Source organism: Cronobacter malonaticus LMG 23826 (genome assembly GCF_001277215.2).
Lineage (GTDB): Bacteria > Pseudomonadota > Gammaproteobacteria > Enterobacterales > Enterobacteriaceae > Cronobacter > Cronobacter malonaticus.
The window spans coordinates 4,042,074-4,068,196 of the sequence record NZ_CP013940.1 but is presented as its reverse complement, the minus strand read 5'-3'; the positions used below and the strand labels follow the sequence as shown (position 1 = coordinate 4,068,196).

General features: G+C 54.6%; 22 protein-coding genes and 1 pseudogene. 6 read left to right on the top strand and 17 right to left on the bottom strand.

The features are described 5' to 3' along the window. Positions 1–11 precede the first annotated feature (11 nt). The 5 genes and pseudogenes from AFK66_RS19050 to yihU all read right to left on the bottom strand — a co-directional run bounded on the left by AFK66_RS19050 (position 12) and on the right by yihU (position 6,030). On the bottom strand, positions 12–2,042 hold the full coding sequence (locus tag AFK66_RS19050) for an alpha-glucosidase (RefSeq protein WP_023899700.1): 2,031 nt from the start codon (positions 2,040–2,042) through the stop codon (positions 12–14). Between the two features lie 49 nt (positions 2,043–2,091). Continuing rightward, complete coding sequence (locus AFK66_RS19045; protein ID WP_007777234.1) at positions 2,092–2,958, bottom strand: aldose-1-epimerase; 867 nt, start codon at positions 2,956–2,958, stop codon at positions 2,092–2,094. Positions 2,959–2,987: 29 nt separating this feature from the next. Then, positions 2,988–4,081, bottom strand: a pseudogene (locus AFK66_RS19040) (AGE family epimerase/isomerase). 149 nt (positions 4,082–4,230) lie between these two features. Next, on the bottom strand, positions 4,231–5,106 hold the full coding sequence (yihT, locus tag AFK66_RS19035) for a sulfofructosephosphate aldolase (RefSeq protein ID WP_023899698.1): 876 nt from the start codon (positions 5,104–5,106) through the stop codon (positions 4,231–4,233). A gap of 24 nt (positions 5,107–5,130) precedes the next feature. Next, complete coding sequence (gene yihU / locus AFK66_RS19030; RefSeq protein WP_023899697.1) at positions 5,131–6,030, bottom strand: sulfolactaldehyde 3-reductase; 900 nt, start codon at positions 6,028–6,030, stop codon at positions 5,131–5,133. Between the two features lie 211 nt (positions 6,031–6,241). On the opposite strand from yihU, the gene AFK66_RS19025 reads away from it, so the two are divergent. From AFK66_RS19025 to fabY, 6 genes are all read left to right on the top strand, one after another. Continuing rightward, positions 6,242–7,141: a sugar kinase gene (locus AFK66_RS19025; protein ID WP_032983551.1), complete on the top strand. Its 900-nt coding sequence runs from the start codon at positions 6,242–6,244 to the stop codon at positions 7,139–7,141. 36 nt (positions 7,142–7,177) lie between these two features. Further along, on the top strand, positions 7,178–7,984 hold the full coding sequence (locus tag AFK66_RS19020; protein WP_032983552.1) for a DeoR/GlpR family DNA-binding transcription regulator: 807 nt from the start codon (positions 7,178–7,180) through the stop codon (positions 7,982–7,984). A 108-nt stretch (positions 7,985–8,092) separates the two neighbouring features. Further along, a complete protein-coding gene (gene yihX, locus AFK66_RS19015) occupies positions 8,093–8,692 on the top strand; it encodes a glucose-1-phosphatase (RefSeq protein ID WP_007779583.1) in 600 nt (199 codons plus the stop codon). Further along, positions 8,686–9,555 carry a virulence factor BrkB family protein gene (locus tag AFK66_RS19010; RefSeq protein WP_007779581.1) on the top strand — a complete coding sequence of 290 codons (870 nt, stop codon included), beginning with the start codon at positions 8,686–8,688 and terminating at the stop codon, positions 9,553–9,555. Before yihX ends, AFK66_RS19010 begins: the two co-directional genes overlap by 7 nt. Continuing rightward, positions 9,552–9,989 (top strand): D-aminoacyl-tRNA deacylase, encoded by a 438-nt coding sequence (dtd, locus tag AFK66_RS19005; protein WP_023899694.1) that lies wholly within the window; start codon positions 9,552–9,554, stop codon positions 9,987–9,989. Before AFK66_RS19010 ends, dtd begins: the two co-directional genes overlap by 4 nt. 44 nt (positions 9,990–10,033) lie before the next feature. Continuing rightward, positions 10,034–10,975 carry a fatty acid biosynthesis protein FabY gene (gene fabY / locus AFK66_RS19000; protein ID WP_007779569.1) on the top strand — a complete coding sequence of 314 codons (942 nt, stop codon included), beginning with the start codon at positions 10,034–10,036 and terminating at the stop codon, positions 10,973–10,975. Between the two features lie 147 nt (positions 10,976–11,122). Here the strand turns inward: fabY and AFK66_RS18995 are convergent, their stop codons facing one another. The 12 genes from AFK66_RS18995 to recG all read right to left on the bottom strand — a co-directional run bounded on the left by AFK66_RS18995 (position 11,123) and on the right by recG (position 26,122). Beyond that, complete coding sequence (locus tag AFK66_RS18995; RefSeq protein ID WP_007779566.1) at positions 11,123–12,805, bottom strand: AsmA family protein; 1,683 nt, start codon at positions 12,803–12,805, stop codon at positions 11,123–11,125. A gap of 121 nt (positions 12,806–12,926) precedes the next feature. After that, positions 12,927–14,327, bottom strand: coding sequence for a nucleobase:cation symporter-2 family protein (locus AFK66_RS18990; RefSeq protein WP_032971989.1), 1,401 nt, complete (start codon positions 14,325–14,327; stop codon positions 12,927–12,929). A 237-nt stretch (positions 14,328–14,564) separates the two neighbouring features. Beyond that, positions 14,565–15,119 carry a fimbrial protein gene (locus AFK66_RS18985; protein WP_050500506.1) on the bottom strand — a complete coding sequence of 185 codons (555 nt, stop codon included), beginning with the start codon at positions 15,117–15,119 and terminating at the stop codon, positions 14,565–14,567. Positions 15,120–15,287: 168 nt separating this feature from the next. Next, a complete protein-coding gene (locus AFK66_RS18980) occupies positions 15,288–15,869 on the bottom strand; it encodes a fimbrial protein (RefSeq protein WP_007779560.1) in 582 nt (193 codons plus the stop codon). 179 nt (positions 15,870–16,048) lie between these two features. Continuing rightward, entirely contained in the window at positions 16,049–16,597 is a 549-nt protein-coding gene (locus AFK66_RS18975) for a fimbrial protein (protein ID WP_007779559.1), read from the bottom strand. Positions 16,598–16,746: 149 nt separating this feature from the next. Then, on the bottom strand, positions 16,747–17,298 hold the full coding sequence (locus AFK66_RS23080) for a fimbrial protein (RefSeq protein ID WP_230582185.1): 552 nt from the start codon (positions 17,296–17,298) through the stop codon (positions 16,747–16,749). A gap of 318 nt (positions 17,299–17,616) precedes the next feature. Next, positions 17,617–18,171 (bottom strand): fimbrial protein, encoded by a 555-nt coding sequence (locus tag AFK66_RS18965; RefSeq protein ID WP_023899687.1) that lies wholly within the window; start codon positions 18,169–18,171, stop codon positions 17,617–17,619. Between the two features lie 238 nt (positions 18,172–18,409). Continuing rightward, positions 18,410–18,955 (bottom strand): fimbrial protein, encoded by a 546-nt coding sequence (locus tag AFK66_RS18960; RefSeq protein ID WP_007779552.1) that lies wholly within the window; start codon positions 18,953–18,955, stop codon positions 18,410–18,412. Positions 18,956–19,067: 112 nt separating this feature from the next. Further along, entirely contained in the window at positions 19,068–20,042 is a 975-nt protein-coding gene (locus AFK66_RS18955; RefSeq protein WP_007779550.1) for a fimbrial protein, read from the bottom strand. A gap of 5 nt (positions 20,043–20,047) precedes the next feature. Then, on the bottom strand, positions 20,048–22,510 hold the full coding sequence (locus tag AFK66_RS18950) for a fimbria/pilus outer membrane usher protein (RefSeq protein ID WP_007779549.1): 2,463 nt from the start codon (positions 22,508–22,510) through the stop codon (positions 20,048–20,050). A 13-nt stretch (positions 22,511–22,523) separates the two neighbouring features. Further along, positions 22,524–23,096: a fimbrial biogenesis chaperone gene (locus tag AFK66_RS18945; protein WP_007779547.1), complete on the bottom strand. Its 573-nt coding sequence runs from the start codon at positions 23,094–23,096 to the stop codon at positions 22,524–22,526. A gap of 944 nt (positions 23,097–24,040) precedes the next feature. Beyond that, positions 24,041–26,122 (bottom strand): ATP-dependent DNA helicase RecG, encoded by a 2,082-nt coding sequence (gene recG, locus AFK66_RS18940; RefSeq protein WP_023899684.1) that lies wholly within the window; start codon positions 26,120–26,122, stop codon positions 24,041–24,043. Position 26,123: the final 1 nt, after the last annotated feature.

Genomic DNA, 26,123 nt, shown 5'->3' with positions numbered 1-26,123 from the left:
ATGTATCCTTTTTACATGGGGTTTATCTGACGCAGCGTGGCGAAAAGGGACTGCCATTCGCTGCCCTCGCGGTAGAACACCGGCGGTTTGCCGAGCGGCGCGTCCACGGTGATGTCGCCGCCGCCATGCGTTTCGCCCGTCCAGACGTTCACCCAGCGATCGTCCGGCAGCCACAGCGTCCAGTCCTGGCGGCCTTCCTCATACACCGGCGCCACCAGCAGATCGCGGCCAAACAGATACTGATATTTCAGCGTGTAGGCGCGGGGTGCATCCTCATAGTGCAAAAACAGCGGGCGCATCACCGGCAGGCCTGTGCGGGCGTTCTGCGCCACCGCCTGTTTGATATAGGGTTTGAGCGTGGTGAAAATTGTCGTCATGCGGGCGAAATGCGCGATAGTTTGCGCGTCGCCGTCGAACTGCCAGTTATCGCCGGGACGGTTGCCTTCATGGGTGCGCATCATTGGCGTAAACGCGCTGAAATCGCACCAGCGTAGCAGTAGCTCTTTGCTGCGTTTCATTTCAAACAGCGTGGTGTAACCGCCGATATCGCTGTGGTGCAGGCCGTGCCCGGACATCGCCAGCGACAGCGCGGCGGGGATCACCGAGGCCAGCCCGTCGTCGAGGCTCCAGTCAACGTTCTGATCGCCTGCCCACATCATCGTGGAATATTTCTGGCTGCCGGTATAACCGGCGCGCATAAAGAACAGCACCTCGCCGAGTTTGCCGGTCTCCTTAAGCGCCTCGTAGTTGCACTTCGCCCACAGCGCAGGCCAGGCGTTGTGCATAATTTCCGCGCTGACGCCGTTATGCAGGTGCGTGTCGGTCGGCAGATACTCGCCAAAATCTGCCATCCAGCCGCCGCAACCCAGTTCGATCAGCTGTTTTTTGATGACTTCTTTATACCAGGCATACGCTTCCGGGTTGGTCAGGTCGACGACGCCCGCGTAGAACTCGCCAAACTCGACGTGATAATCCTTGCCTGCGACATCTTTTGTCAGATAACCACGCGCCGCCGCTTCTTCGCACAGGTCGCGATCGCTTGCCACATACGGGTTGATATAAGCGAGAAACTGCACGCCTTCGCGTCTCCACTGCGCGATGCGCGTATCGAGTTGCGGGTAGAGGTCGCGGTTCCATTTCCAGTTCCACATCACGCGCTTGCCAAAAGAGGTCATGCGAATGCCGGACCAGTCCTGCGCCCAGATGCCGTTTACCTTCACGCCGCCGCGGCGCATCACGTCGAGCTTCTGCTGGCAGACCTCCGTCCCGCCCTGAATGCCGAGCGTCACGCCATCGTATATCCAGTCCGGCAGCTCCGGCTGGCGGCCCAGCAGGGCGGTGAGTTTTTCCAGCAGTTCAATGTAGGTCTGCGCGCATTCGAAGCGCAGCGTGGCGTGGTTTTCCCAGAACGCCAGCTCATGGTAGTGCGGCGCGCTGAAATCGAAGTTCATATAGCCGCTGTTATCGACGTGGCAGTAGTACTTCTGGGTGCTGACGAAGGTCGGTTGCGGAAAGAAGGTCCAGTAGTAGTCGCCGCCCGCGTTCTCTTTACAGTCGGCAAGCCAGGTGACGTGGCTCTGTTTATTGCGGCCCACGCCTTGTTCGCTGGTCCACAAGGGGAACGGTTTGCCGCGCAGATCGAAATATGAAAATTGTTCACCGCAGCCGTAAATATGATCTTCTGGCTGCGCCGCCAGCCGCAGCCAGAGACGGTTGTGCGCGACGGCGTCGTTGTTGAGCTTCAGCACCAGACGATCGTGGTCATCGGTACTCACCTCAAGCGTGGCGCCGACTGCATCGCCGCGGGTAAAGCGAATCACCCAGCCTGAGGGGCGCTCGCTGATGGTCGCCTGCGTCAGGGCGATTTTTTCATTTAACCGGTCTTTGATGCTGAAGTTGCCGCGGAACATTTCGATATCCGCGTCGCCTGCGCCCGCCCACAGGCAGGGCGTTTGTGGGGAGTGGTGCAGGATCGTTCTTTGCTGGTACGACAGCGTAAATTCGCCGTCGCGGGAAAGCAGTTTAATGTGTGACGAAGCCATGAAGACCTCCGGTGTAGGGTAATCAGTCAGTAAGGCGGTGTTGTTTTGCTTATTCGCCGCCGATGTCCATATTCAGGGTGTGCGTCTCGCCGGGCGCGAGCCTGACCACATCAATGCCGGAATTAAACGCATTGGGCGGGCAGCTCATCGGCTCAACGGCAAGCCCGACGCGGCCCAGCTTTTCGCCGGTATAGACCTGTATCCAGGGCGCTTCGGCCCGTAGCCAGACGGACATCGTCGGATGCGCAAGCCTTGCCTCCCAGCGTGCGGAAGACGGCGCTTTGAAGGTGTGGTCAATGTGCGTATCGGCAATGCGGCGCGGCGTGCAGAAATCGAGCCCCTCGTCCCCGGCGGGATGAAGCTGCGCGGCGTCAATCTCCAGGATTTGCGCGGCAGGCAGCGTGAGCTCGCAGGCGCTGATGTCATGCAGATTGCAGGTCAGGTACGGATGAATCCCGACGCCATAAGGCGCCGGGGTATCACCCGCGTTTGAGCCTGAGATACGCACGCGCAGGCCCGCAGCTTCATCAAGCTGGTACGTGACGTCTGCCGTTAGCATAAAAGGGTAACCATAGGTCGGCGGCAAAAAGGCGCTCAGCACCACGTGCGTGGGGCTTTGCTCCCGAATCGCCCAGTTGTGCCACGCCAGCAACCCGTGAATGGCCGTATTGCCGACGCGATCGTTAATCGCGGGCGTCAGCGTCTGGCCCTCAAAGGTAAAGCGCCCGCCGGTGATGCGATTCGGCCAGGGGATCAGCACTTTGCCCAGATGCGCGAGCGGCATCTCTTCGGGGATGTGCGGGATAACGACGTGGCGCTGCCGCCGCGTCAGCGAGGCTAATCCCGCTCCGACCGTCACGATAGTCGCCTGCCATTCACCTGCCGTTAACGCAATGGTGGTGCCGCTTTTATGCATGTCCGTCTCCTCGCGAGGGTGTCAGCGCGTTATTTCGCGAGGCTGTCGAGCAACCCGGCGGCGACCGCAGGCGCAAGGCCCGGCGCGAGCGGCAGGCGAGGGATCACCAGGCAGTGCAGGAGATGGTAGATATCCTGTTTGCCGTCCCAGACTTTGGTGGTCACCTGATTGTTTTCGTCCAGCTCCTGCCACCATGAGCCGTTTTCGTAATCCATCAGGTATTGCATGCAGTAGTCCCACCATTTCTGATACCAGGCTTCATACTGCGGATCGCCGGTGACGTTATAGAGCGCCCAGGCGGTGCCCATCGCCTCGACAATCGGCCAGCGCACGCGTTCGCGAACGATCGGTTTGCCGTCCCAGCCAACGGAGTAGACAAAACCGTCTGCGCCGTCCGGTGCCCAGGCGTCGCGGATCGTGGCGTTAAACAGGCCTTTGGCGTCTTCCAGCAGCCATTCCGGAGCCGCGTCGCCGCGCGCCAGCAGTGCGGCGCGCAGGTGCAGCATCAGGCGGCCCCATTCGATCCAGTGGCCCGGCGTGCCGCCGTAAGCGCGGAAACGGTGAGCCGGGTTCTCTTTGTTGTAATCGCGGATGGGGTTCCAGCGGGTGTCGAAGTGTTCATTGACGCGGTAATCGCCTTTACGGGCGACATCGTGAATGATGACCGAGGCGACGCGCAGCGCGCGATCCAGCCATTTTTTCTCCTGAGTGACGTCGTAGACGATAAGAAACGCTTCGACGGCATGCATGTTGGCGTTGCCGCCGCGGTAGTTTTCCGTCTCGGTGAAGGCTTCATCCCAGGACTCCAGGCACATCTGCTCTTCTTCGCTCCAGAAATATTTTTCGATCACCGCAATGGCGTCATCCAGCAGCGCGCGGGCGGCGGGATGGCCGGTGGTGACGGCGCTGGCTGCGCCAAGCAGCACGAAGAAATGCTGATAGCCCTGCTTGGAGGCGTCCATCACGCCCTTGTCATTCACACAGGCGTACCAGCCGCCATATTTTTTATCACGCAGCGGGCCGTTAAGGGCGTTGATGCCATGCTCCACCAGTGAGTAAGCGCCAGGGCGGCGACGGCGTAAACGTGCAGCATACGGGCGGTTATCCACAGATGCGTGCCCATCTCTTCTTTCACCTGGCCGTTGTTTCCCAGCCAGCCAAAGCCGGTGGGTACGGCGGCGTTGCGGCCAAACGCGAAAATACGGTCGGTTTCCTGTTCCAGCCAGCGGTGGTGACTCAGTGTGTTAAACCATTTCATTGTCTGTTCTCCTTTCAGCGGCGAGCCATCATGTCGTCCACAATTTCCCCTAAGCGGCGTAGCTTCGGCAGCGCCACGTCGCGCAACATCATGTCGGTATCCGGCAGCCCGATAACCGTCGACCAGACGGCGCGCCCGGCGAGGAAACCGCTGGCGCCCGCGCTCATCGCGATGCGCACGGCACGCGGGAAGAGCTTTTCGTCGACGCCGGAGGAGAGGATCACCCACGGCATGTTGATCTGGTCATTCAGTTTTTGCGACGCGCCAAGCAGCGTGCTGGCATCGCCGCGTCCGGAAAGCGGCATCTCGACTTTATAGAGATCGGCTCCGCTATCACCGAGCTCTTTCGCCGCCGCGATAATCGCCTGTTCACGGTCGAACTTATCGCCGCGGCGCGGCGGGCGTACCACCGGTTCAATGATGCTAAGTAGCCCCTGGGCGTGGCATTTCTCGTTAAAGGCTTTCACCATCGCGAGGCGCTGCTGAGAGTCTTCATCGCTGCGCCACAGCACCAGCAGCTTGAGCGCTTTGCCGCCCTGCCGGCGCACCGCCTGCGCGTCGACGGCGTCATCCAGCGTCACGCTGTCGACGGGAATGCCGTTGCCGGGAATAAACTGGTCGGCGGCGACAATCATGGCGCAGCTCTCTGCGATGGCCTTTTGCTCCACTACCTGCGGGTAGCAGAACTGGCGGTCCACCAGAATGGCGGAGGCATACGGTGAAAGAACGCGTGCGGCGTTGAGCTTAAAGTCAGTCAGTACGGCATCGGCAACAGGCGTCGTCGCGCCTGCGGCGGCGAACATCAGGCGCATCGCTTCGCGCTGATCCACCGCCAGCATGGCGAAACCGCCGGACGGGCGGGCAATCTCTTTCAGGGTGTATTTTTCCATCAACGTTTTCCTTAAGGGTGAATGTCAAAGCGTGGCCTGGCGCGGCGTCAGCCCGGCGCTGACGCGAACCTGTTCTAAAATCGCGGACCAGTCCTGACGACCGCGCCCGCTGGCGCGCGCCTGGCTGTAGACTTCCCGCGAAGCGGCACCGAGCGGCATCGGCACGTGCAGCTGATTCGCCACGTCCAGCGCGATGCCTAAATCTTTATGGGCAAGGTCAATCATGAAAGCGGGCGAGAGATCGCCTTTCAGCACTTTGTTCGGCCAGGAGGTAGTGAAGTGGCCTTTACCGGCAGGCGTGCCGCTCATCACCTGTAGCGCCACATCGAATGAAAGCCCGAGCGCTTCGCACAGCACAGCGGCTTCGGCGGAGAGCGCGTTGAGCGCGATGCTCATGTAGTTATTGATAAGCTTGACGCGAATGCCCATTCCCGGCCCGCCTGCGCGGATAAGCTCTGAGCCCATCGCCATCAGCACCGGTTCGGCACGCGTCACCTGCTCGGGCGTACCGCCTGCCAGCAGCAGCAACGTGCCGGATTTTGCATGATCCGAGGTGCGACCCACCGGCACATCCATCATGCTAAAACCGCGCGCGGCGAGATCGCTTATCAGCCTGTCGGTTTGCAGCGGGTGAATAGTGGACATGTCGATAACCAGCGCCTCGCGGGAGAGCGACTGGCAGACGCCGTTATCGCCAAGCAGCACCTCGCGCACCAGATCGCCGTTCGGCAGCATGGTAATCACGAATTCCGCGCCCTGGGCGGCGGCCTGCGGCGTGGCGCACGCCGTCGCGCCCTCTGACGCCAGCGTCTCCACGGCGGTGGTATTTACATCGCACACCTGCAACCGGTGCCCGTGGCGCAGCAGGTTTGCCGCCATCGGCGCGCCCATCTGTCCCAGTCCGATAAATCCAATCGTCGCCATAACATGCTCCTGTCAGCGTAAAAGCGGGATGTCAGTTTTGTCATTCATGGTGGACTATTTCTGTCTGTTTATGAGCGTATTTGTAATTTAAAGTCAAAAAATTGACAGCTATCACTTTTTTACGATCCGGGAAAATTAAAATGCCGCTATGTTGATTGACAGGAATCGTGACGGGCGCAGGCCCGTCCTGAGCGCAAACAGAGAGGAAGCTATGGTTCGCATCGCGTGTGTGGGTATCGCCGTACAGGATCGCATTTATACGCTGGAAGCCTTGCCGCATGAGGGGGGCAAATATGTGGCGCAACAGTATCGCGACGTAGGCGGCGGCCCGGCGGCAACGGCGGCTGTGGCGGCGGCAAGGCTGGGCGCGCAGGTGGATTTCATTGGGCGTGTCGGCGATGACGCGACGGGCGCACAACTCTTTGCGGAGCTGGAATCGCTGGGCGTTAACACCACGCGGGCGCGCCAGATTACGGGCGCGCGCTCGTCGCAGTCGGCCATTCTTGTGGATGCCGCGGGAGAGCGGGTGATTGTTAACTATCCGAGCCCCGATCTGCCTGACGACGCGAGCTGGCTCGATGACATCGACTTCGGCCGCTACGACGCCGTGCTGGCGGATGTGCGCTGGCATGAAGGCGCGACGCGCGCGTTAACGCTGGCGCGCCGGGCAGGTGTGATGACACTGCTGGATGGCGACGTGACGCCGCAGGATATTCGTTCGCTGGTGGCCTTAAGCGATCACGCCGCGTTCTCTGCACCGGGGCTGGCGCGCCTGGCACCGGGGCTTGCGCCGCAAGACGCCCTTAAAACTACAAAAATGCTCACTAACGGTCATGTTTATGTCACTCTTGGCAAAGAGGGCTGTCTGTGGCTTGAAAATGACGACACCCTGCATCGCCAGTCCGGGTTTACGGTGGAAACAGTGGACACCACCGGCGCGGGTGATGTTTTTCACGGCGCGCTGGCGGTAATGCTGGCTCGCGGCGAATCGCCGCAGGAGGCAGTACGTTTCGCCAGCGCCGTTGCCGCGCTGAAATGCACCCGTCCTGGCGGACGCGCCGGGATCCCCGACTGTGATCAAACCCGCTCTTTTCTGTCTCTTTTTGTATAAAATGCCCGGCGAGCAATGATTTTAAGGGGATCGTTCATGAGCCTTACCGGAGTGACGGGCAATCCGCGCCACGATCAGCTGATCGGGCTTATCGCCGAGCGGGGATATATGAATATCGACGAGCTGGCGCAACTGCTGGACGTTTCTACCCAGACGGTGCGGCGCGATATTCGCAAGCTAAGCGAACAGGGACTGATTACCCGGCATCACGGCGGCGCGGGGCGGGCATCAAGCGTGGTGAATACCGCGTTTGAGCAGCGCGAGATCTCGATGACCGGGGAGAAAATCGCGATAGCTCAGGCGATCGCCGACTACGTGCCGGACGGCTCTACGCTCTTTATCACTATCGGCACGACAGTAGAACAGATAGCGCGCGCGCTGCTGAATCATAATCATCTGCGCATTATTACCAACAGCCTGCGCGTGGCGCATATTCTCTATAAAAACAGTCGGTTTGAAGTGATGGTGCCCGGCGGGACGCTGCGCCCGCATAATGGCGGTATTATCGGCCCGGGGGCTTCTGCGTTTGTGGAAGGATTTCGTGCGGATTATCTGATAACGAGCGTCGGTGCCATTGAGAGTGACGGCGAGCTGCTGGAGTTTGACGTGAACGAGGCGAACGTGGTGAAAACCATGATGGCCCACTCGCGGCACATCTTACTGGCGGCCGATCATACGAAATACCACGCCTCGGCGGCGGTCAGTATTGGCAACCTTTCGCAGGCCACGGCACTCTTTACCGATCGGCAGCCTGGCGCATCGCTGAACACGATTTTAAAAGCCCATCAGGTTGAGCTGGTTCAGGCGGAATTGCCGTCTGGCGACGACGACACCGACCGCTAATTTCTTATGCCGCGCGCGGGTGATGCAAAACCCGCGCGTTAGCACATAGTCAAAGTTCGCCTTTCTCGCTACAGTTAACATTCACATGGCCCGAAAGGAGAGTGAGTCATGCTCTATATCTTTGATTTAGGTAATGTCATTGTAGATATCGACTTTAACCGCGTGCTGGGCGTCTGGAGTGATTACAGCCGCGTGCCGCTGGCGAATCTGCGCCAGAGTTTCTCCATGGGCGAGCCGTTTCATCAGCACGAGCGTGGCGAGCTGAGCGACGAGGATTTCGCGAAGGCGCTATGCGAAGAAATGGCGTTGCCGCTGAGCTTTGAGCAGTTCTCCGCGGGCTGGCAGGCGGTGTTTGTCGGGCTGCGCCCGGAAGTGATTACTATCATGCAGCAGCTGCGTGAGCAGGGGCATCGTGTGGTGGTGCTCTCCAATACTAACCGGCTGCATACGACCTACTGGCCGGAACAGTACCCGGAAGTGCAGGCCGCCGCCGACGCTATCTATCTTTCGCAGGAGATGGGGATGCGCAAGCCGGAGCCGGAAATCTATCAAAAGGTACTGGAGCAGGAAGGCTTTAGCGCCCGGGACGCCGTGTTTTTCGATGATAACGAAGCGAATATCGACGGCGCGCGCAAAGTGGGCATTACCAGCGTGCTGGTGACTGACCGTAAAACTGTGCCCAGCTATTTCTCGAATCCCGCATGTTAAAATCCGTTCATCAAAAAGTGGCCCGTCGAACCGGGCCGCTGCTCGCCTGGCTTAAGCTGCTGTGGGTGCGAATCGATGAGGATCATATGACGACGCTTGCCGGTAACCTGGCGTATGTGTCGTTGCTCTCGCTCGTGCCTTTTGTGGCGGTGATTTTCGCGCTGTTTGCCGCGTTCCCGATGTTTTCTGACGTCAGCGTTCAGCTGCGCCATTTTGTGTTCGCCAATTTTATGCCCGCCACGGGCGATATTATTCAGCGTTATATCGAACAGTTCGTCGCTAACTCCAGCAAGATGACGGCTGTTGGCGCGCTGGGGCTGATTGTTACTTCGCTGCTGTTGATGTACGCCATCGACAGCGCGCTTAACACGATCTGGCGCAGCACTCGCCAACGGCCAAAAGTGTACTCATTTGCCGTTTACTGGATGATCCTGACGCTAGGCCCGCTGCTCGCGGGCGCAAGTCTGGTGATTAGCTCGTATCTGCTGTCGCTGCGCTGGGCGAGCGGCTTTAACACTATGATTGACGAAGTGCTGCGTATTTTTCCGCTGTTGCTGTCGTGGCTTTCGTTCTGGCTGCTTTACAGCGTGGTGCCGACGACGCGCGTGCCAGCTCGTGATGCGCTGATAGGTTCTCTGGTGGCCGCGCTGCTCTTTGAACTGGGCAAAAAGGGTTTTGCCCTTTACATCACGATGTTCCCTTCTTATCAGCTGATTTACGGCGTGCTGGCGGTGATACCAATCCTCTTTCTCTGGGTCTACTGGACGTGGTGCATCGTCTTGCTTGGCGCGGAAATTACTGTCACTCTCGGGGATTATCGCAAATTAAGACAGGCCGCCAGAGAAGAAGCTGAATCAGTATGATTGCATTAATTCAACGTGTGACCCACGCCAGCGTGCGCGTGGGAGACGAAGTGACGGGTGAAATCGGGCCGGGACTTTTAGTGCTGTTAGGTGTCGAAAAAGACGACGACGAGCAGAAAGCTAACCGGCTGTGCGAGCGCGTGCTCGGCTACCGCATCTTTAGCGACGAGCAGGGCAAAATGAACCTGAACGTGCAGCAGGCGGGCGGCAGCGTGCTGGTGGTGTCGCAATTTACGTTACCGGCGGATACCGAAAAAGGCCTGCGCCCGAGCTTTTCGCGCGGCGCGCCGCCGGAGCAGGCTGAGGCGCTTTACGACTATTTTGTCAGCCGCTGCCGCGCTGCGGGCATGACCACCGAAACAGGACGTTTCGCCGCCGATATGCAGGTCTCACTGACGAATGACGGCCCCGTGACGTTCTGGTTGCAGATATGAACCAGATGCCATCGTGGTCGCGGACAACAAGAGAGAGTACCGCTATGTATCACCTTCGTGTACCCGAAACAGAAGAAGAACTTGAGCGCTACTACCAGTTCCGCTGGGAGATGTTACGCAAGCCGCTGCATCAGCCGAAAGGCTCCGAACGGGACGGCTACGATGCGATGGCCCATCATCAGATGGTGGTGGATGAAGAGGGCAACCCCGTCGCCATCGGGCGGCTGTATATCAATGCCGATAACGAAGGCTCGATCCGCTTTATGGCGGTCGACCCGGCGGTGCAGGAGAAAGGGCTCGGCACGCTGGTGGCGATGACGCTGGAGTCGGTCGCGCGCCAGGAAGGCGTAAAGCGCGTGGTCTGTAGCGCGCGCGAGGACGCCGTGGAGTTTTTCGCCAAGCTGGGGTTTGTGAATGAGGGCGAGATCACCACGCCGCAAACCACGCCGCTGCGCCACTTCCTGATGATAAAACCGATAGCCTCGCTGGATGATATTCTTCACCGCGCCGACTGGTGCGCGCAGTTGCAGCAGGCGTGGTATGAGCATATTCCGCTTAGTGAAAAGATGGGCGTGCGCATCCTGCAATATACCGGGCAGAAATTTATTACCACGATGCCGGAGACCGGCAACCAGAATCCGCACCATACGCTGTTCGCAGGCAGCCTGTTTTCGCTGGCGACGCTGACGGGCTGGGGGCTTATCTGGCTGATGCTGCGCGAGCGGCATCTGGGCGGGACGATTATCCTGGCCGACGCGCATATTCGTTACAGCCGACCGATTAGCGGCAAGCCCGGCGCGGTGGCCGATTTAGGGTCGCTCAGTGGCGATCTCGACCGTCTCGCGCGCGGGCGCAAAGCGCGCGTGCAGTTGCAGGTGGAGCTTTCGGGCGACGAGACGCCCGGCGCGGTGTTTGAAGGCATTTACATTGTGTTGCCTGCCAAACCTTTCGGGCCGCTGGAAGAGGGCGGCAACGAGGAGGAGTAGGCGTCAATGCCGGGTTTTTTTGATCCGGCGGGTGCGCTGCGCTTACCTGCCCTACGGAAATACGGAACTGTGACGTTACCGCGATAACGTAGGGCAGGTAAGCGCAGCGCACCTGCCGTCTCTTTCAACGTTCCGTTACCACAAGGGTCACGCCCCCGGCACCACGCCGTTCTGCATGGTTTGCTGGACCTGCTGCCCGTTTTTGCCTGTCGCCTGCAACTGCCCGTTAACGCTCGGGCGCAGCGGCGCGTCTGCCGCCAGGCTGCCGCTCGCGGTGAGCTGTAAATTACCGTCGCCCTCCAGCGGCACCTGCGGCCATCCCCAGTTATGCAACACGTTGACCGGCACCGCGCGGCCATTCAGGCTCACCGTTGTCATTCTCTGAGGTAACTGAGAAATCGTCGCGGTGGCCTGCAACATGCCCTGGCCCGCAAACGCGCTTAACTCGCTAATGGCGATAGTGGAAGGGTTCGCGTTCAGCGTCAGCGACGGGCGGCGCACATCGACGCGGTTAAACGTCGCGGCGGCGGCGTTGAGCGTGGCGTTGCCGCCCCAGATCCCCCATTCGCCGTTACGCGCCAGCTGCAGATTATTGCCCCAGGCGTCCAGCGCGGTGAGCTGGAACGGCCATTCAGGATCGATATCGATAATCAGATTGCGGCTGCCGGAGAGCTTTTTCACCGTCACGGTTTGCAGCCACGCGGGCAGCTTCTCCTGCCAGCGCTTTTTCCAGTCGGCAGGCAGGGTATATTCCAGCCCCGCCAGCGCCAGCTCATCGAGCGTCAGCGCGTTGCTTGCCCGCTGCCAGACGCCGGAGGTTCGCACCATGCCGCCTTCCCAGCGCGAGCTGAACTGACGCAGCGCCACGCCCTGCGCTGAGAGATCGGCGTTCACGATAGGGTCGAGAAAATGCAGCGAGCCGTAAACTACCTCGCTGGCGTTCATCGACACCTTGCCGTCATCGCTCTGCCAGCTGCCGTTCACCAGCGTCAGATTGCGCAGGCTGATATCCAGATCGGTCGCTGCCCAGCCCGGCCCTTCAAGCCGCGCGTCGGTCACGTCAACGCGCCCGAGCTCAAGCGAGGGGAGTGTTGTCAGCGGTTGCAGCAGGTCGCTTACCGATTTCGCGGTTTGCAGACGGATATCGCTTAAGCGCAGGTTATCCACCACCCAGCCGCCGTTCGCTAATCGACGCGCGTTACCGGTGAGCGCGCCGCGGGCGATATCGGCACCGAGATTAGTAATCGTCACTTCGTCATTGTTAATTTCACCCTGCACCAGCACATTGCTGGCGGGCATACCGTTTAGCGTCAGCGAGCCTGCGCTTAGGGCAATATCCGCTTTGCTGCCGAGAATTTTCCCGGCTTCCGGCAGCCACGGGCTGATGCCACCGTTAACGCGCTGTGCGCTGAGATCCCAGCCAGTTTTCGGGCTGTTAAACGCCATATCGTTTAACTGAAGGCGGTCAGCACGAAACGGCAGCGGCGCGGTGGAAGGGGATAAATTCAGCGTGCCTTTGTAGAGCAAAATGGTATCGACGTGCATCGGCTCGGTGACCTGGCGGCTGCTCAGGCCGATATCAACCTTTTGCGCCACCAGCGTGGCGGGCTGGCCGCTGCGCCCGAACGTGACGTTTTTCAGCACCAGATGCGAAGGCGCGGAGAAGCTGTGGTCCATTTCATCAAAGGTGATGTGATAGCCGCTGTGCTGGTTCACCCAGCCGGTGAGCCAGCCCGCGCCCCAGCGCGTCTGCAACAGCACGTAAAGCACGAGCAGAATCAGCAGAACGGCGGCGATCAGCGCAATGATGAGCTTTCCGAGAAATTTCATTGTCTTCCATCCTGTGAACTTCCGATGATGGATTTATGCACTATTCAGGCGAATTGCTCAAGGCGGGGATTGTCAATGGAGGTGTCAGCGATGGCGGCGCGGTGCCGCCATCGGCACGGGATTAGTCGTTGGTCTGCTTTTCCGGAGGGAAAATTAGATTCAGCACAATGGCGGTAATGCCGCCCGCGGCGATGCCGGAAGAGAGCAGGTTTTTCACCCAGTCCGGCGCGAACTGCAGGATCAGCGGCTGCTGAGAAACGCCGAGGCCTACCGCCAGCGACAACGCGATAATCATGATCGCGCGGCGGTTTAACGGTTCGCGGGAGACGATACGCACGCCGGAGGCCGCAATGGTGCCGAACATCACAATGGTCGCGCCGCCCAGTACCGGCTCAGGAATATGCTGAACAAAACCACTCACCGCCGGGAACAGGCCGAGCACAATCAGCATCAGCGCCACCACAAAGCCGACATAGCGGCTGGCGACGCCTGTTAACTGAATAACGCCGTTGTTTTGTCCGAAGCAGGAGTTCGGGAAAGTGTTGAACACGGCGGAGACAAACGAGTTCAGACCGTTCGCCAGCACGCCGCCTTTCAGGCGCTTCATATATAGCGGGCCGGAGACCGGCTGTTCGGAGACGTCAGAGGTGGCGGTGATGTCACCGATGGTTTCAAGCGAGGTGATCATAAAGACCAGCATCAGCGGCAACAGCAGGTTCCAGTCGATGCCGAGCCCGTAATGCAGCGGCGTCGGGATCATGATCAGCGCGCTCTGTGCAGGTGCCACGCTTTGCGGCAGCATGTCCATCGCCCAGGCCAGCAGATAACCCACCGCCATCGCAATCACCAGCGACGCGACGCGCAGGTACGGGTTGCGCTGGCGGTTAAGGAGAATAATCACCGCCAGCACCGCGCCCGCCAGCAGCAGGTTTTTCGGCGCGCCGAAAGTATGATCGCTCATCGCGGCATAGCCGCCGCCAATTGATGTCAGCCCGACCTGAATCAGCGAAAGACCGATAATCATCACCACGACGCCGGAAACCAGCGGCGTGATAATGCGGCGCGCCAGGTGAAGAACGCGGGAGATGACCATCTCAGTGCAGCTCGCCAGCATCAGGGTGCCAAACAGCGCGGCCATCATCGTTGGCACGTCCGCGCCGCCGGTTTTCAGCGCCGTACCGCCCATAATGAGTGGTGCCACAAAATTAAAGCTGGTGCCCTGAATAGAAAGCAGCCCGGAGCCGACCGGCCCCCACGCTTTAATCTGAATAATCGATGCCACGCCGGAAGCAAACAGCGACATGCTGATGATGTGCTGGGTGTCCTGCGCGGGCAATCCCAGAGCCTGACAGATCAAAAGCGCAGGTGTGATCACTGCAACGAACATCGCCAGAAGGTGCTGGCAGGCAGCAAACAGCGTTTGCGGCAGCGGTGGACGGTCTTCCAGACGATAGATCAGTTCACTATTTCGCACAGGCGCAACCGTTTGCGCATTTTCAGACTCAAGGGTATTAGAGGACATCAACAAAATCCCACGATGGAAAAGCGGACATTCTAGCGGAGTACATCACAAAAGCAAACGATTGCATATGTGGTGGCACGCCGATGCCCGGAGGGGCAGACACTATCAGGAGAAACAATGCAATAACGTCCGGCGGATATCATTCATGGAGGGGCCGCCAGGAAAGGTAATAATAGAGGAGCTAAAAAAGCATTTGCGATGAGGGATTCTCCTCTCCCGCTTAAGAGGAGAAATCTGTTAAAGACGCTCAATCTGTATGATAAGACGGCCGTAAAGCGTACCTGGCGAAACGGCCTGATTGGTTAATTTGACAGCCTGGATACCAAAAACGGTTTTTCCCGTGGCGTCCGGGACGGGTAATGTGTCCTTATTAATGGCAACAGGCGTGTTATCTTCCCTGAAGATGCCCATGCCTACTCCTTTCGCGCTGTTTTGTGAAAGATAGCTATTGGCTAAGGTTGTTCCATCCGCATCGTCAGCTTGTCCAACAAACCTTACGCTAATATGGCCCGCCTGTGCGGCCTGAGCGCAACTGTCACCGTTGCCGATATTACTGATATAAATATTAGTGAATTCAGGATCGGTGGCGTCGCTACCCTGATTAACCATATCTGAAACGCTGGTATAGAGAGAAAGCATCTCTTTATTGAGCGTGACCTGACAACGATCCGATGTTGAGTTTACTTTCCCGCAGACGGATAACGTTGCCGAAACATCCTCTGTGGTCGCATTAGCCGTGCCTGAGGAGAGCAGAAGAGCGAACAGCCACCCTGCCAGATGCCTTTTATTCACGATCGCTCCTTAATGTAATAATGAATGACCCCTTATTCAGCGCTACGTTCAGTTTGAATCGTGCGTTAAATACATTAACCGAAAGAATGGATTTTATTGCTAACGAGAAAATGTTTAGGATTTTTACTTTACAGTAAAACTCCTCTCCCGCAGGAGAGGAGTTGAATATTACAGACGCTCGATTTCTACGGTCAGTGAAGACGTCACTGCACCCGGCGTCACTTCCTGATTGGCCAGTTTTACCAATTCTAAGTTGAACTCCGCAGAACCACGAAGATCGGATAAGACGGTAAGATTTTCAAGTGTTCCGGTATTAACCTCAATGGGTTGTTTTGTCGGACCATAAATACCTACACCCACGCCTTTAGCGCCGCCGCTTTCCACATAGGAATTCGCCAGCACATTGCCATCGGCGTTATCCGGCGTACCGGTAAATTTCAGCGCGATATGTCCAGCCTTGACAGCTTCGCTACAGACGACATTATTTTGACCGTTTTTATGTTCGCCAGAAATGAAGGCATTAACCACGGTCGGTTTATAGGGCTGTTCTCCCTGCAGCGGCAGATGGCTAACTTTGTTTTCCATATAAACCACTTCTTTATCCAGCGTGACAACGCAGCCTGCGTTGACATTGTTTAATACGCCGGATATGGAGACGGTTGCCGGTACGTCCTGAGTTTGCGCCATTGCCTGCGCTGTACCTGCCATTAATAATGCGGCGAGTGCAGTATGTAATAAATTAAGTTTCATCTTTGTTTCCTTACAGTTGACTTATTGATGTAATAAATATCTCAGAGATAGATAAACAGAACTGCTGGCTTTCGCTTCCTGCTATGTGAATAAACATGATGGTCTACTCCTCCAGCTAACTTCTTTTATGCTTTCCTTGCCTTTTTTCCAGACGATGGGTATTAAACGTCCTGAAGGGTTTACAAACGCTCTACGTCAATCGTTAGCACGCCATGTACCGTTCCGGCTGTCGCCGTCTGGTCTTTCAGTTTCACTACCTGGAAACCAATACCCTGCTGTGCGTCTTTTGACACCGTATAGGCCGTACTGTTAATACTGACGGGTTTACCTTTATTATCGAAAAGCCCAATAGCGACACCGGTCGCGGCGTTTTCTCCGGTACTGGCATTCGCGAGTGCGCTGCCCTGGCTGTCATCTGCGGTACCCAAAAATCGATAAGACAGTTTTCCCTGCTCAATCAGAGCATCGCACTCTTTATTTCCTTCAATATGAAGGGGAACAAAGGTCATGTTGTCGGCATCATCACCCAGCTCTATTAGATTAGAGACATCGCCGCGTAGATAAATGGCGCTTGCATTGGCTGCCAGCGCGCAGGTTGCCTCAGAGGAGCCTCTTGCAATTCCCGTAATCGTCAGCGTTGCAGGCACATCGGAGGCGCTGATTTGTGCATGCGCAACCGTTGCCATCAATAAGGTCGAGATCATCAACCCCGTTAAAGCTAATTTCATGTCATAACTCCAGAACATGATTTTTGTTAATTGATAATCTATAAAAATAATGCCAGGAAAATACGTCTTGATATCAACCCCGGAAAAAGACAATGCGCTTATTGCATTTAAGAGATGGCTTTATCCCAGGTTGTTATGAAGCATTATGATTACAGGCGAACAACTTCTACTGTAATGGACGCCTGGACATTACCTTCGACAACTTCCTGACCGGTAAGGCCAACCACTTGCGCACTCAGACTCAAAGGTTTAGGTGTAACAGGAATAGCCCCTTGATTAATCGCGATTCGTCCAAGGCTACTTAAAAACAGGCCAACCCCAACGCCTTTAGCCGCATTTTCACCGGTCGCTGTATTAGCAAAAACGCTGCCTTCAACCTCATCGGCAGGCCCTGTAAAGCGGACAGCAATTTTGCCTTCCTGAATACGCCGGATACAGATCTCATCCCCTGTCATAGAAACGGAAAACGTACCGTCAAAATGATCGGCCTTCCTCTTGCTCTGAGGGACAATGGTAGTTTTGTCGGCCAACAGGTTAACCACATCTTTATCCATCAAGACGGTACATGCGCCATCTCCGGAGGTAATGGCACCATCAACAATGATATCCGAGGTGGACATAACGTTATCAGTAGTTTCCGCATGTACGGCACTCATAAAACAGAGTGTTGAAACCAAGGCGCAAACAACAGACTTTCTCATGCTTATTATCCTATACATGACATGAATCATAAGCCGAGCAAACTGGCCCTGCTTATTACTGCGAAAAATCAAAAATATTTCATTTGTATTGTCATATTAGCCTGTACACACCTGCAACAATTCTCTGTGCTGAGAGCTTTATTCTCGCAGAGTCTGTGCGTTGACCATTAAAAATTGGTTAAGATGTCGGCACGGCTAAAATGAATGAAATATCCATTCAGCACTGAATACTTAAACAGGCGGATGCTTTAAAAAAGCATCCGCATTAATAAAGACTGAATGTGCTATATACACCGGCGGCTTCACACCGCCCCTGGCTTACAGACGTTCGATTTCAATCGTGACGGAGCTGGTTACGCTACCCAGTTGTGGGTTTTGGCCTTTCAGCTTCACCATCTGCAGGCCAATCACGTTACCTTCGGTTGAGGCCTGCAGATAATCGCTGGAGTTAACCTTCAGCGCCTTACCATCGCTAAAGTTAAAAACGCCCACCCCGACACCTTTTGCGGCGGTTGCAGAGGCATCGGTATTCGCGAGTACCGTCCCGTCGGCATTATCGGCCGTACCGACGAATTTAAACGCGATAGAACCTTCTAGAACATTTTGAGAGCAATTCCTACCAGCTACATACAGATATACGGGCGTGGATGCGCCAGCGGTAACGCTCTCACCCTGCTCAACGAGTTTGTCGATTTCACTGGTTAACGTCACGGAGCTTTTATCAATGTTCACAGCGCAACCATCAACATCATCTGCCATTACGGTGCCCGTAACGCTCAGCGTTGCAGAGACATCGTTTGGGTTAGTTGAAGCATGTACAGTACCTGCCATCAGCAGAGCAGAAACAGCTAACCCTAAAATAGACTTTTTCATGTTTTTAGATCCTTTAAAAATAAATCAGGTGACAAGCAATCGTATTGTTAATAATTAATCGGTTGTCTGTTGCTTCCGGGTGCGAAAACGGACAAGGAAATACCGTTTTACAGAAAGGCTAAGTTGCCATCACGCGAAACAGTTATTAGTCCCCACTTTTTCAGTATATGCAGATATGCCTTTCATGGTGCGCTATATAAATAGCGGTAGCATGTACGGTGCAACAGTCAATAACGATTTACAGGCGCTCGATCTCAATGGTCACTGAGCTGGTAATATTACCGGCCTGAGCATCTTCACCATTCAGTTTAACCATCTGCAGACCAATAGTATTACCGTTTGGAGAAGCGACGATATAATCCTGACCATTAATATTCATTGGCTTGTTCGCATCGTTAAAAACACCAATGCCTACACCTTTAGCAGCGGTGGTTGAAGTATCAGAATTTTTAAGCGCCGTATCATCAGCATTGGCAGCTACACCAGTAAATTTATAAGCAATAGTACCTGCTTCGATGTTGCTGGCACAGTTTTCACCGACAATATTCAGTTGCACGGTTTCAACAGCGGTAGCATCATCACCCTGATTAATTAAGTTATCGACATCATCTGACAGTGCAACTGATGATTTATTGGTGGTGACAGTACAGGCGTCAGCAATAGTTTGAACAACGCTGCCTTTCACGTTCAGCGTGGCTGATGCGTCGTACGGGTTAGTTTCAGCATGAACTGCACCGGCCATGAAGAAGGCGGAAACAGCCAGGCTTAAGATAGTCTTTTTCATAATTTTACATCCTTTAAAATTTTCGAAATAAAATAGGCGAAAAGCAATCTTCCCGGTTAAGGTAAAAATACTTTTCCATATTTCCCTGATGCCCAGACGTACCAAAAATGATTTAAAGATAATTTATTCTTAAGGTTATTTGAGCCTTGACGTTGCCGCTTGTTAAGTTATCGCCTGTTTTTGCATAACGCACTGTGAGCGGCAGCGCGTAGCTGTTTTGATTTGGCAATGACAGATCCAGCGGGAAATCAGGCCGCATGACCGCACCGTTAAACAACATTTCTATACCCACATTCTGGGCCGGGCTTACCGGCGCGACGTTTCTGAAAACAGTGGGATAGCTGGGTTCATTGACACCCTCAATATTGATACTGGCTTTGCTGGTATTCATACACAGCAGATTCACATTCACCGGCTGGTCCGCTTTAGCGCTCTTATTCTTCAGTTCGCTGATTTTCACAGGCGGCAATTCAACCTGAGGCGTCAGGACCTGAATCATGCAGTGCGCTTTTGGTGAAATCAGCGTCATGACAAGGTTAGCCACGAATGAGTTATCGCTAAGCGCAATCAGTGATGGAATACGGAAATTCAACACACCGCCCTGAGCGATCTCCCCGGTTTTGATGAGCTCAAGCCGCAGCTTAATATCGTCAGACATAATGGGACTATGGCTGATATCCTGCGTGGGTGCTGAGAAAGGTAAAACCCATTCTCTGTGCGGCGAACCCGCCTTGTCATAAATCAGCGTGATTCGAATTCCAAGGCCAGGCAACAGGGTGGCGTAGGTATCCTGTCCACTCTGTTGTGCGGGTATTTTACCGCTAAGACGATTTCTTATTTTTGTCTGACATTCTGAAGAGATAACATCATGCGTACCGCTTAACTGCGCAAGCGTCGCCTCTCTTTTATAAACCACGCTGCCTATTGGCAGCATGCTGATATTGTCCGGTAAGGACACAGAAACCGGCACGGTCACCGTAGATGGCCTGTTTTTAATTTTGCAGTCTTCAGCAAAAGCAGGTGTGAACAGGCCTTTTGCTGTCATCACCAGAACGGCGGCTTGCGCCAGACGTAAGCACATTTTCATAGCGTTCATTGGCAGTTAAGCGTTAACAACAAAATCGGTAATGCAGGCTTTTGGTCTACCGGCATTTCAAAAGGTGTTGAGCAAGTCTGATCGTCGCCCCATTTAAACGTCAGCGTACCTTTATCCGGTACGGCATTAAGGTAAACCTGACCTTTATCACCGACGTAATAGACATTATCCATGCCTTCAATACGTGCCCTGGCACCAAAAGGCAAAACATCGCCATTATGTTTGATGGTGATCACGGCTTTACGCCCTCTGATAGCGGTGAACTCAGCCAGCACGATGGCATCTTTGGTTGGCACAAGCTCTGTCGAGGTGCTGGAAAAATCCAGATCTTTACTCGCCTCGTGGGTATCAATGCTTAGGCTGTTGCGATGGTATGGACGCAAGTCGGTTACCAGCGCATAGCCACGAGAATCTGTATGAACATCCTGTCCACCATTGAGCGGCACATCGACGCCTCCGGGGATGGATACCAGAGCCAGGCTGTTGGACGAGTTACGGCCAAACGTCACGCCATGACGATGAGCCACCACGCTGCCCGACGCGTTCCACGAAATGTAATTGCTTTGGTCAGCGTTATAGGTGACGTTCATATCGCCATAATTGCCCTGATAATCCAGCCCCGCTGAGCCGGATTTCGTACTCTGCTCGCCGTTCTTCGCGGCATAGGAGAGCTGTGAGTTCCACGTCATGTTCTGGTGATCGCCCACTTTGCCATTGATGCCCAGTTGGTTATTAATATCGCCCTGCAGACCGGATGTTGCCGTGTAGTTCACCATTGGCTGCATGGTCGGGAAGGCTTCACTGAATGGCATTGACAGTGTCAGCGCCAGTTGCTTATCCCATTCTGCTTCGCCTTCGCTACGTGTCATGCTGTAAGCCAATGAAAGGCTGACGTTTTTTACTGAGCCGTTCCAGCCGATCTGCCACATCCGCGAGACTGAACGGTCAACGTTTTCGCTGCGGCTTAGCGTGGTATAGAAACTATTCGATTCATTTAGCGACTGGTTCACGGTCAGGTTGTATTCCCGACGTTTACGCGTGTCGTCAAAGAGATCTTCTGCTGTTGCCCAGTCACTGAAAGAGAGGTAATCGCCAGAGTAATAGCGGTTATCTAACTGAATTTGCGTGTCGGTTTCTGTTAGGTAGTTACGGTATGTCAGACGCACCATTTTTCCGGAGCCTTCCTGAGTGTCGCCACGACGCCCTTTGCTCTGCGTGATGTCCGCTGCGATACCGCCGAGCCTTTTCAGGTCCACACCCAGCCCAAGGCTAAGGGCGTGGTAGCGATCATGGTATTGCGCGCCACCATACAATGTCGTATTTAGCGGTAAGCCACGGCTAATAACGGCCTGCAAAATTTCAGGTTTATCTTCAACCGAGCCGGTGCCGGATAAGTAACGCCCCACTGACAGGTTGTATTTTATTTGTCCGGTACGTAGCAGTTGCGGCACGCTGGAATACGAAATCGTATTGTGTGTCTCGGAGCCGTCTGCTTCTGTCACAATGACGTCCAGTTTACCCCCGTCCGACACCGAGGATAGATCGTTAATAACGAACGGGCCCGGCGGCACGGAGCGCTGATAAACCACATAACCATTTTCACGCACCGTGACACGCGCATTGCTTTTCGCGATACCACGGATGATGGGCGCAAAACCGTTAAGCTGGTCTGGCAGCATGTCGTCATCGGAGGCCAGCTGTACGCCCCGGACCAACAAGCTATCAAACACATCGCCAGGCGTACTGGAATCACCAATCGTCAGTTCGCTTTTCAGAGCATGTACAGCCGTTTCGACATAGTTAGTGATGCTATGCCAGCCTTCACTGTTACTTAGCGTTGAGTTATTACGATAGCGCCATGCGCCAACGTTCAGACCGTTAGTCAAATTGGCATAGACTGAACTCGCGTTGCCTTGCCGATCTTTAAGGTATTGCTGCCCAGAAAGCTGATAATTGTTTATTAACGCCGGAATACCGTCGTCCCACTCCTCTTCTGGCACGCCCTGACTACTTTCATCACGTAATACTGTTTGTGGAATAGTGATATCCAGTTGTAGCTTCGAGAAATCAAAGGCCACTTTGGTTCCAGGAACCTGTTCTTCCATAGAAACGCATGTGTTTTTGACATCATTGTCTTCAGCTTTAGAACTGACCTTACTCATATCCACCCCCAGCTTTTGGTAGGCTTTGAAAGAAAGGCACGCAACGAGCTGCTTATCTTTACCCTGCTCAAACCGGACGCTGCTTATCATCACTGGCTTGTCATTAACGTTAATATGAACGCGGTACGTCCCTGCAGGCTGGTACCCCTGGCTTAATAAGCTGGTATCGCTTAATGTCGCTTCGCCATTTACACTTTGAAGAAGGCCTGGATCAAAATATTCACCCGCTGTCACCGTTCGACAAAAAATGGCTGACATCACAAAAGAGGCGAGCCACTTGATTTTGCTACCACGCATATAGCCCTTTCAGTTATTCAAGGTGCTGAGAATAAGTCTGAGAGGTCACGCCAAAATCGTTAATACCTGCCCATTCCACGCTGGAACCGTTCGCTGGCGTATGTTTCAGCGTGTACGATTTTTTCCCAAAGGGCGGGATAACCGTATTGTTGTCTACTACCGAAACCTTAATGCTTTCTTTGTCTGCGTTGATTTTTCCTAACACCAGGTAATAAGGCGATGCGTTGTCGACCGTTAATTTATTTCCTGAAAAGCTCCAGTGGGCATTTTTCACACCGTCGCCAGGATCGCCTTTCAGACCTGCAGGGCGGTAAAAGAACTTAATACGGTTATTAATGGCCAGCACCATGCGATTTTCGACTTTCGACTCTTCATCGGTCAGGCCGGGCACGCCTTTTACATCAAGCCAGAAGAGACTTTCACGATCGGCAGGCAAGCCATTGCCCAGGTAGACAATACGAATGACGTTGTCGCTTTTGGGGGCCAGACGAAATAGCGGAGGCGTTACGACAAACGGTAAATCTTTTTTTACCGTACTATCACCGGCATCCAGCCAGGACTGGACTAAATAGGCGCGAATCTTCATTGCTGTGGATTGTTATCGACGCATCACCATCTTTTTCATTATATACCAGACGATCGGCACTTAATGTCAAAGCGGCATGACTGATTCCTGACCAGCAACTGGCGGCAAGAATTGTTGTCAGGAGTATTTTCTTCATTTCATAAAACCTAATATAACTAACAATGAGAGCAAACCCGATGATTAACACAGATCATCGAGACTTATTATCTTCACAAATTTTCAAACTAGTGCAATATCTATCGTTAAAGGCGACTCTCTTTCGCATACTGCTATCTTAAGCTCTTCACTTCCAAAGCTCTGGAGACATTTACGGATCTTGCCGTGTTAAAAACGGCAAAAAAAAAGAGTCATTTAACGATATTCATTCTAATGCCAGCGCTGGTATCCTTTTTTGCACAGCTACTATTCCTTGTACTGATGATGGTAAGTAATCGGGGGTCTTTTCGAGCCCTGAATCATCAGAGGCTACCAAAGCAGTGATTGACAAGAAGTTTAATCAGGGTCCTGTCATCATTTCGCATAGAAATTCAGTGAGGAATTATTGGGGTCAGAGGACTATAGTTTCTTGATTAATTGTGCTTCGCTATCGAAATAAAAAAATAAAATTTATTGTATTCATAATTTTGATGGATGAGGGGTTTTGATTAAAAAAACTTCTGTATATTTTTGAGCATTAAAAATAATCTTTTGTGTTTACTTGCTCTGGGAGGGGGTGGAGTGTTGATTGGTGCGATAAATATTGAGTGGGCGTTTTGTTTTTACTTTTTTATAATATAAAATTCTTGAATTTGATATATATGGATAGGTTATCTACAAATTACCATTCTCAGATTTAATTGTTGGGGTCGCCGTTGGTAATAAAAATTCGATGTAATGCAGAAATAAAAAGCGTGTGGAGAGGTTAAAAGCCTTTTACAACAAGAGCTTTTAGCTTAAGTAAAGTATTACGCGTTAGAGTAACGTTCGGTTTCCGGCATCCAGCGCTCAATTAATGCCGCTGCCTGCTCGGGATAACGCTCATGAATGTGTCGTGCAATACGTTGCACTTCTGGAATGAGAGACTGATCGCGCAGCAGATCCGCCACCTTGAATTCGGCGTTCCCCGTCTGACGGGTACCGAGTAATTCTCCCGGCCCGCGAATTTCGAGATCTTTCTGGGCAATGACAAAACCGTCGTTGCTGTCGCGAAGCACCTGCAGGCGAATCTGCGCTGTCTTCGAGAGCGGAGATTTGTAGAGCAGCACGCAGTGGGAGGCAACCGCGCCACGTCCGACGCGTCCGCGCAGCTGGTGAAGCTGCGCAAGGCCCAGCCGCTCCGGGTTTTCGATAATCATTAAGCTGGCGTTAGGAACATCCACACCCACTTCGATAACGGTGGTCGCGACCAGAAGGTGCATTTCGCCCTGCTTAAACGCCTGCATCACAGCCTGCTTTTCCGCAGGTTTCATGCGCCCATGTACCAGCCCGACATTGAGTTCAGGCAGCGTGATTTTCAGCTCTTCCCAGGTCGCTTCCGCCGCTTGCGCTTCCAGCAGTTCCGACTCTTCAATCAGCGTACACACCCAATACGCCTGACGGCCTTCTTCAAGGCAGGCGCTGCGCACGCGTTCGATAATATCGCCGCGACGCGTATCAGGAATGGCGACAGTGGTAACCGGTGTACGGCCTGGCGGCAGTTCGTCGATAACGGACGTATCCAGATCCGCATAGGCTGTCATTGCCAGCGTCCGGGGAATCGGCGTGGCGGTCATGATCAACTGATGCGGATGGAAGCCCTGCTGCTGGCCTTTTTCCCAGAGCGCCAGGCGCTGATGCACGCCAAAGCGGTGCTGTTCATCAATGATGACCAGCGCCAGGCCATTAAACTGTACCTGCTCCTGGAAAATCGCATGTGTGCCGACGACCATAGAAACCTGGCCGCTGGCGATGGCTTCCTGCTGCGCCTGGCGCGCTTTCCCTTTTTGCTTGCCAGCCAGCCAGCCCACTTCAATCCCGAGCGGCGCGAACCAGTTGCGGAAATTATTGGCGTGCTGTTCGGCGAGCAGTTCCGTGGGGGCCATTAGCGCAACCTGTTTGCCATTCGCGATCGCGCGCAACGCGGCAAGTGCGGCCACCAGCGTTTTGCCGGAGCCAACATCCCCCTGAACCAACCGCATCATAGGAATATCCAGCGCCATATCACGCTCAATTTCCGCCACCACGCGCGCCTGCGCGCCGGTGGGTTTGAAAGGCAGCGAGGCGAGCAACTGTTGTTTTAGCTCATCACGTGCCTCCAGAGGCTGCGCGTGATAACGCTGTGCGCCGGCACGTAGCGCCAGCATGCTCAGGTTATGCGCCAGTAATTCTTCCAGGATTAAACGACGCTGAGCAGGGTGCTGACCGCACTCTAAATCTTCGAGCTTCATATCCGGCGGCGGGCGATGCAGCGTGCGCAACGCTTCCGGTAGGCTCATCAGCCCCTGTGACAGCTCTGGCGGCAACAGCTCGGTAATGGCGCAGGTTTCCAGCAGTTCCAGCGCCTGATCGGTCAGCTTACGCAGTGTTGCCTGACGTACACCTTCGGTGGTGGGATAAACGGGCGTCAGGGTTTCCTGCATTTCCGGCGTACTGACATCACCCTGAATACGGTACTCTGGGTGAATCATTTCCGCGCCATATTTACCGCGTTTCGCTTCGCCATAGGCCAGCACGCGGCGGCCCGTCGCCAGGCTGTTTTTCATTGCAGCGTTGAAATTGAAAAAGCGCATCGTCAGGATGCCGGTGCCGTCGCTGATTTGGCAGGTCATCATGCGGCGGCCGCCAAACGTGATGTTGCAGTTCAGCACTTCGCCTTCCACCGTGGCGTACACGCCAGGCAGAAGGTCATTAATAGAGTAAAGATGGGTGCGGTCTTCGTAGCGCAGGGGAAAATGTAGCAGCAGATCCTGAATAGTATGCAGGCCGATTTTTGCGAGCTTCGCGCTCTGGCTGGCGCCCACGCCGGTCAGTGAGCTTAGCGGTACGGCATCCAGCAAACGGCCGCGCATC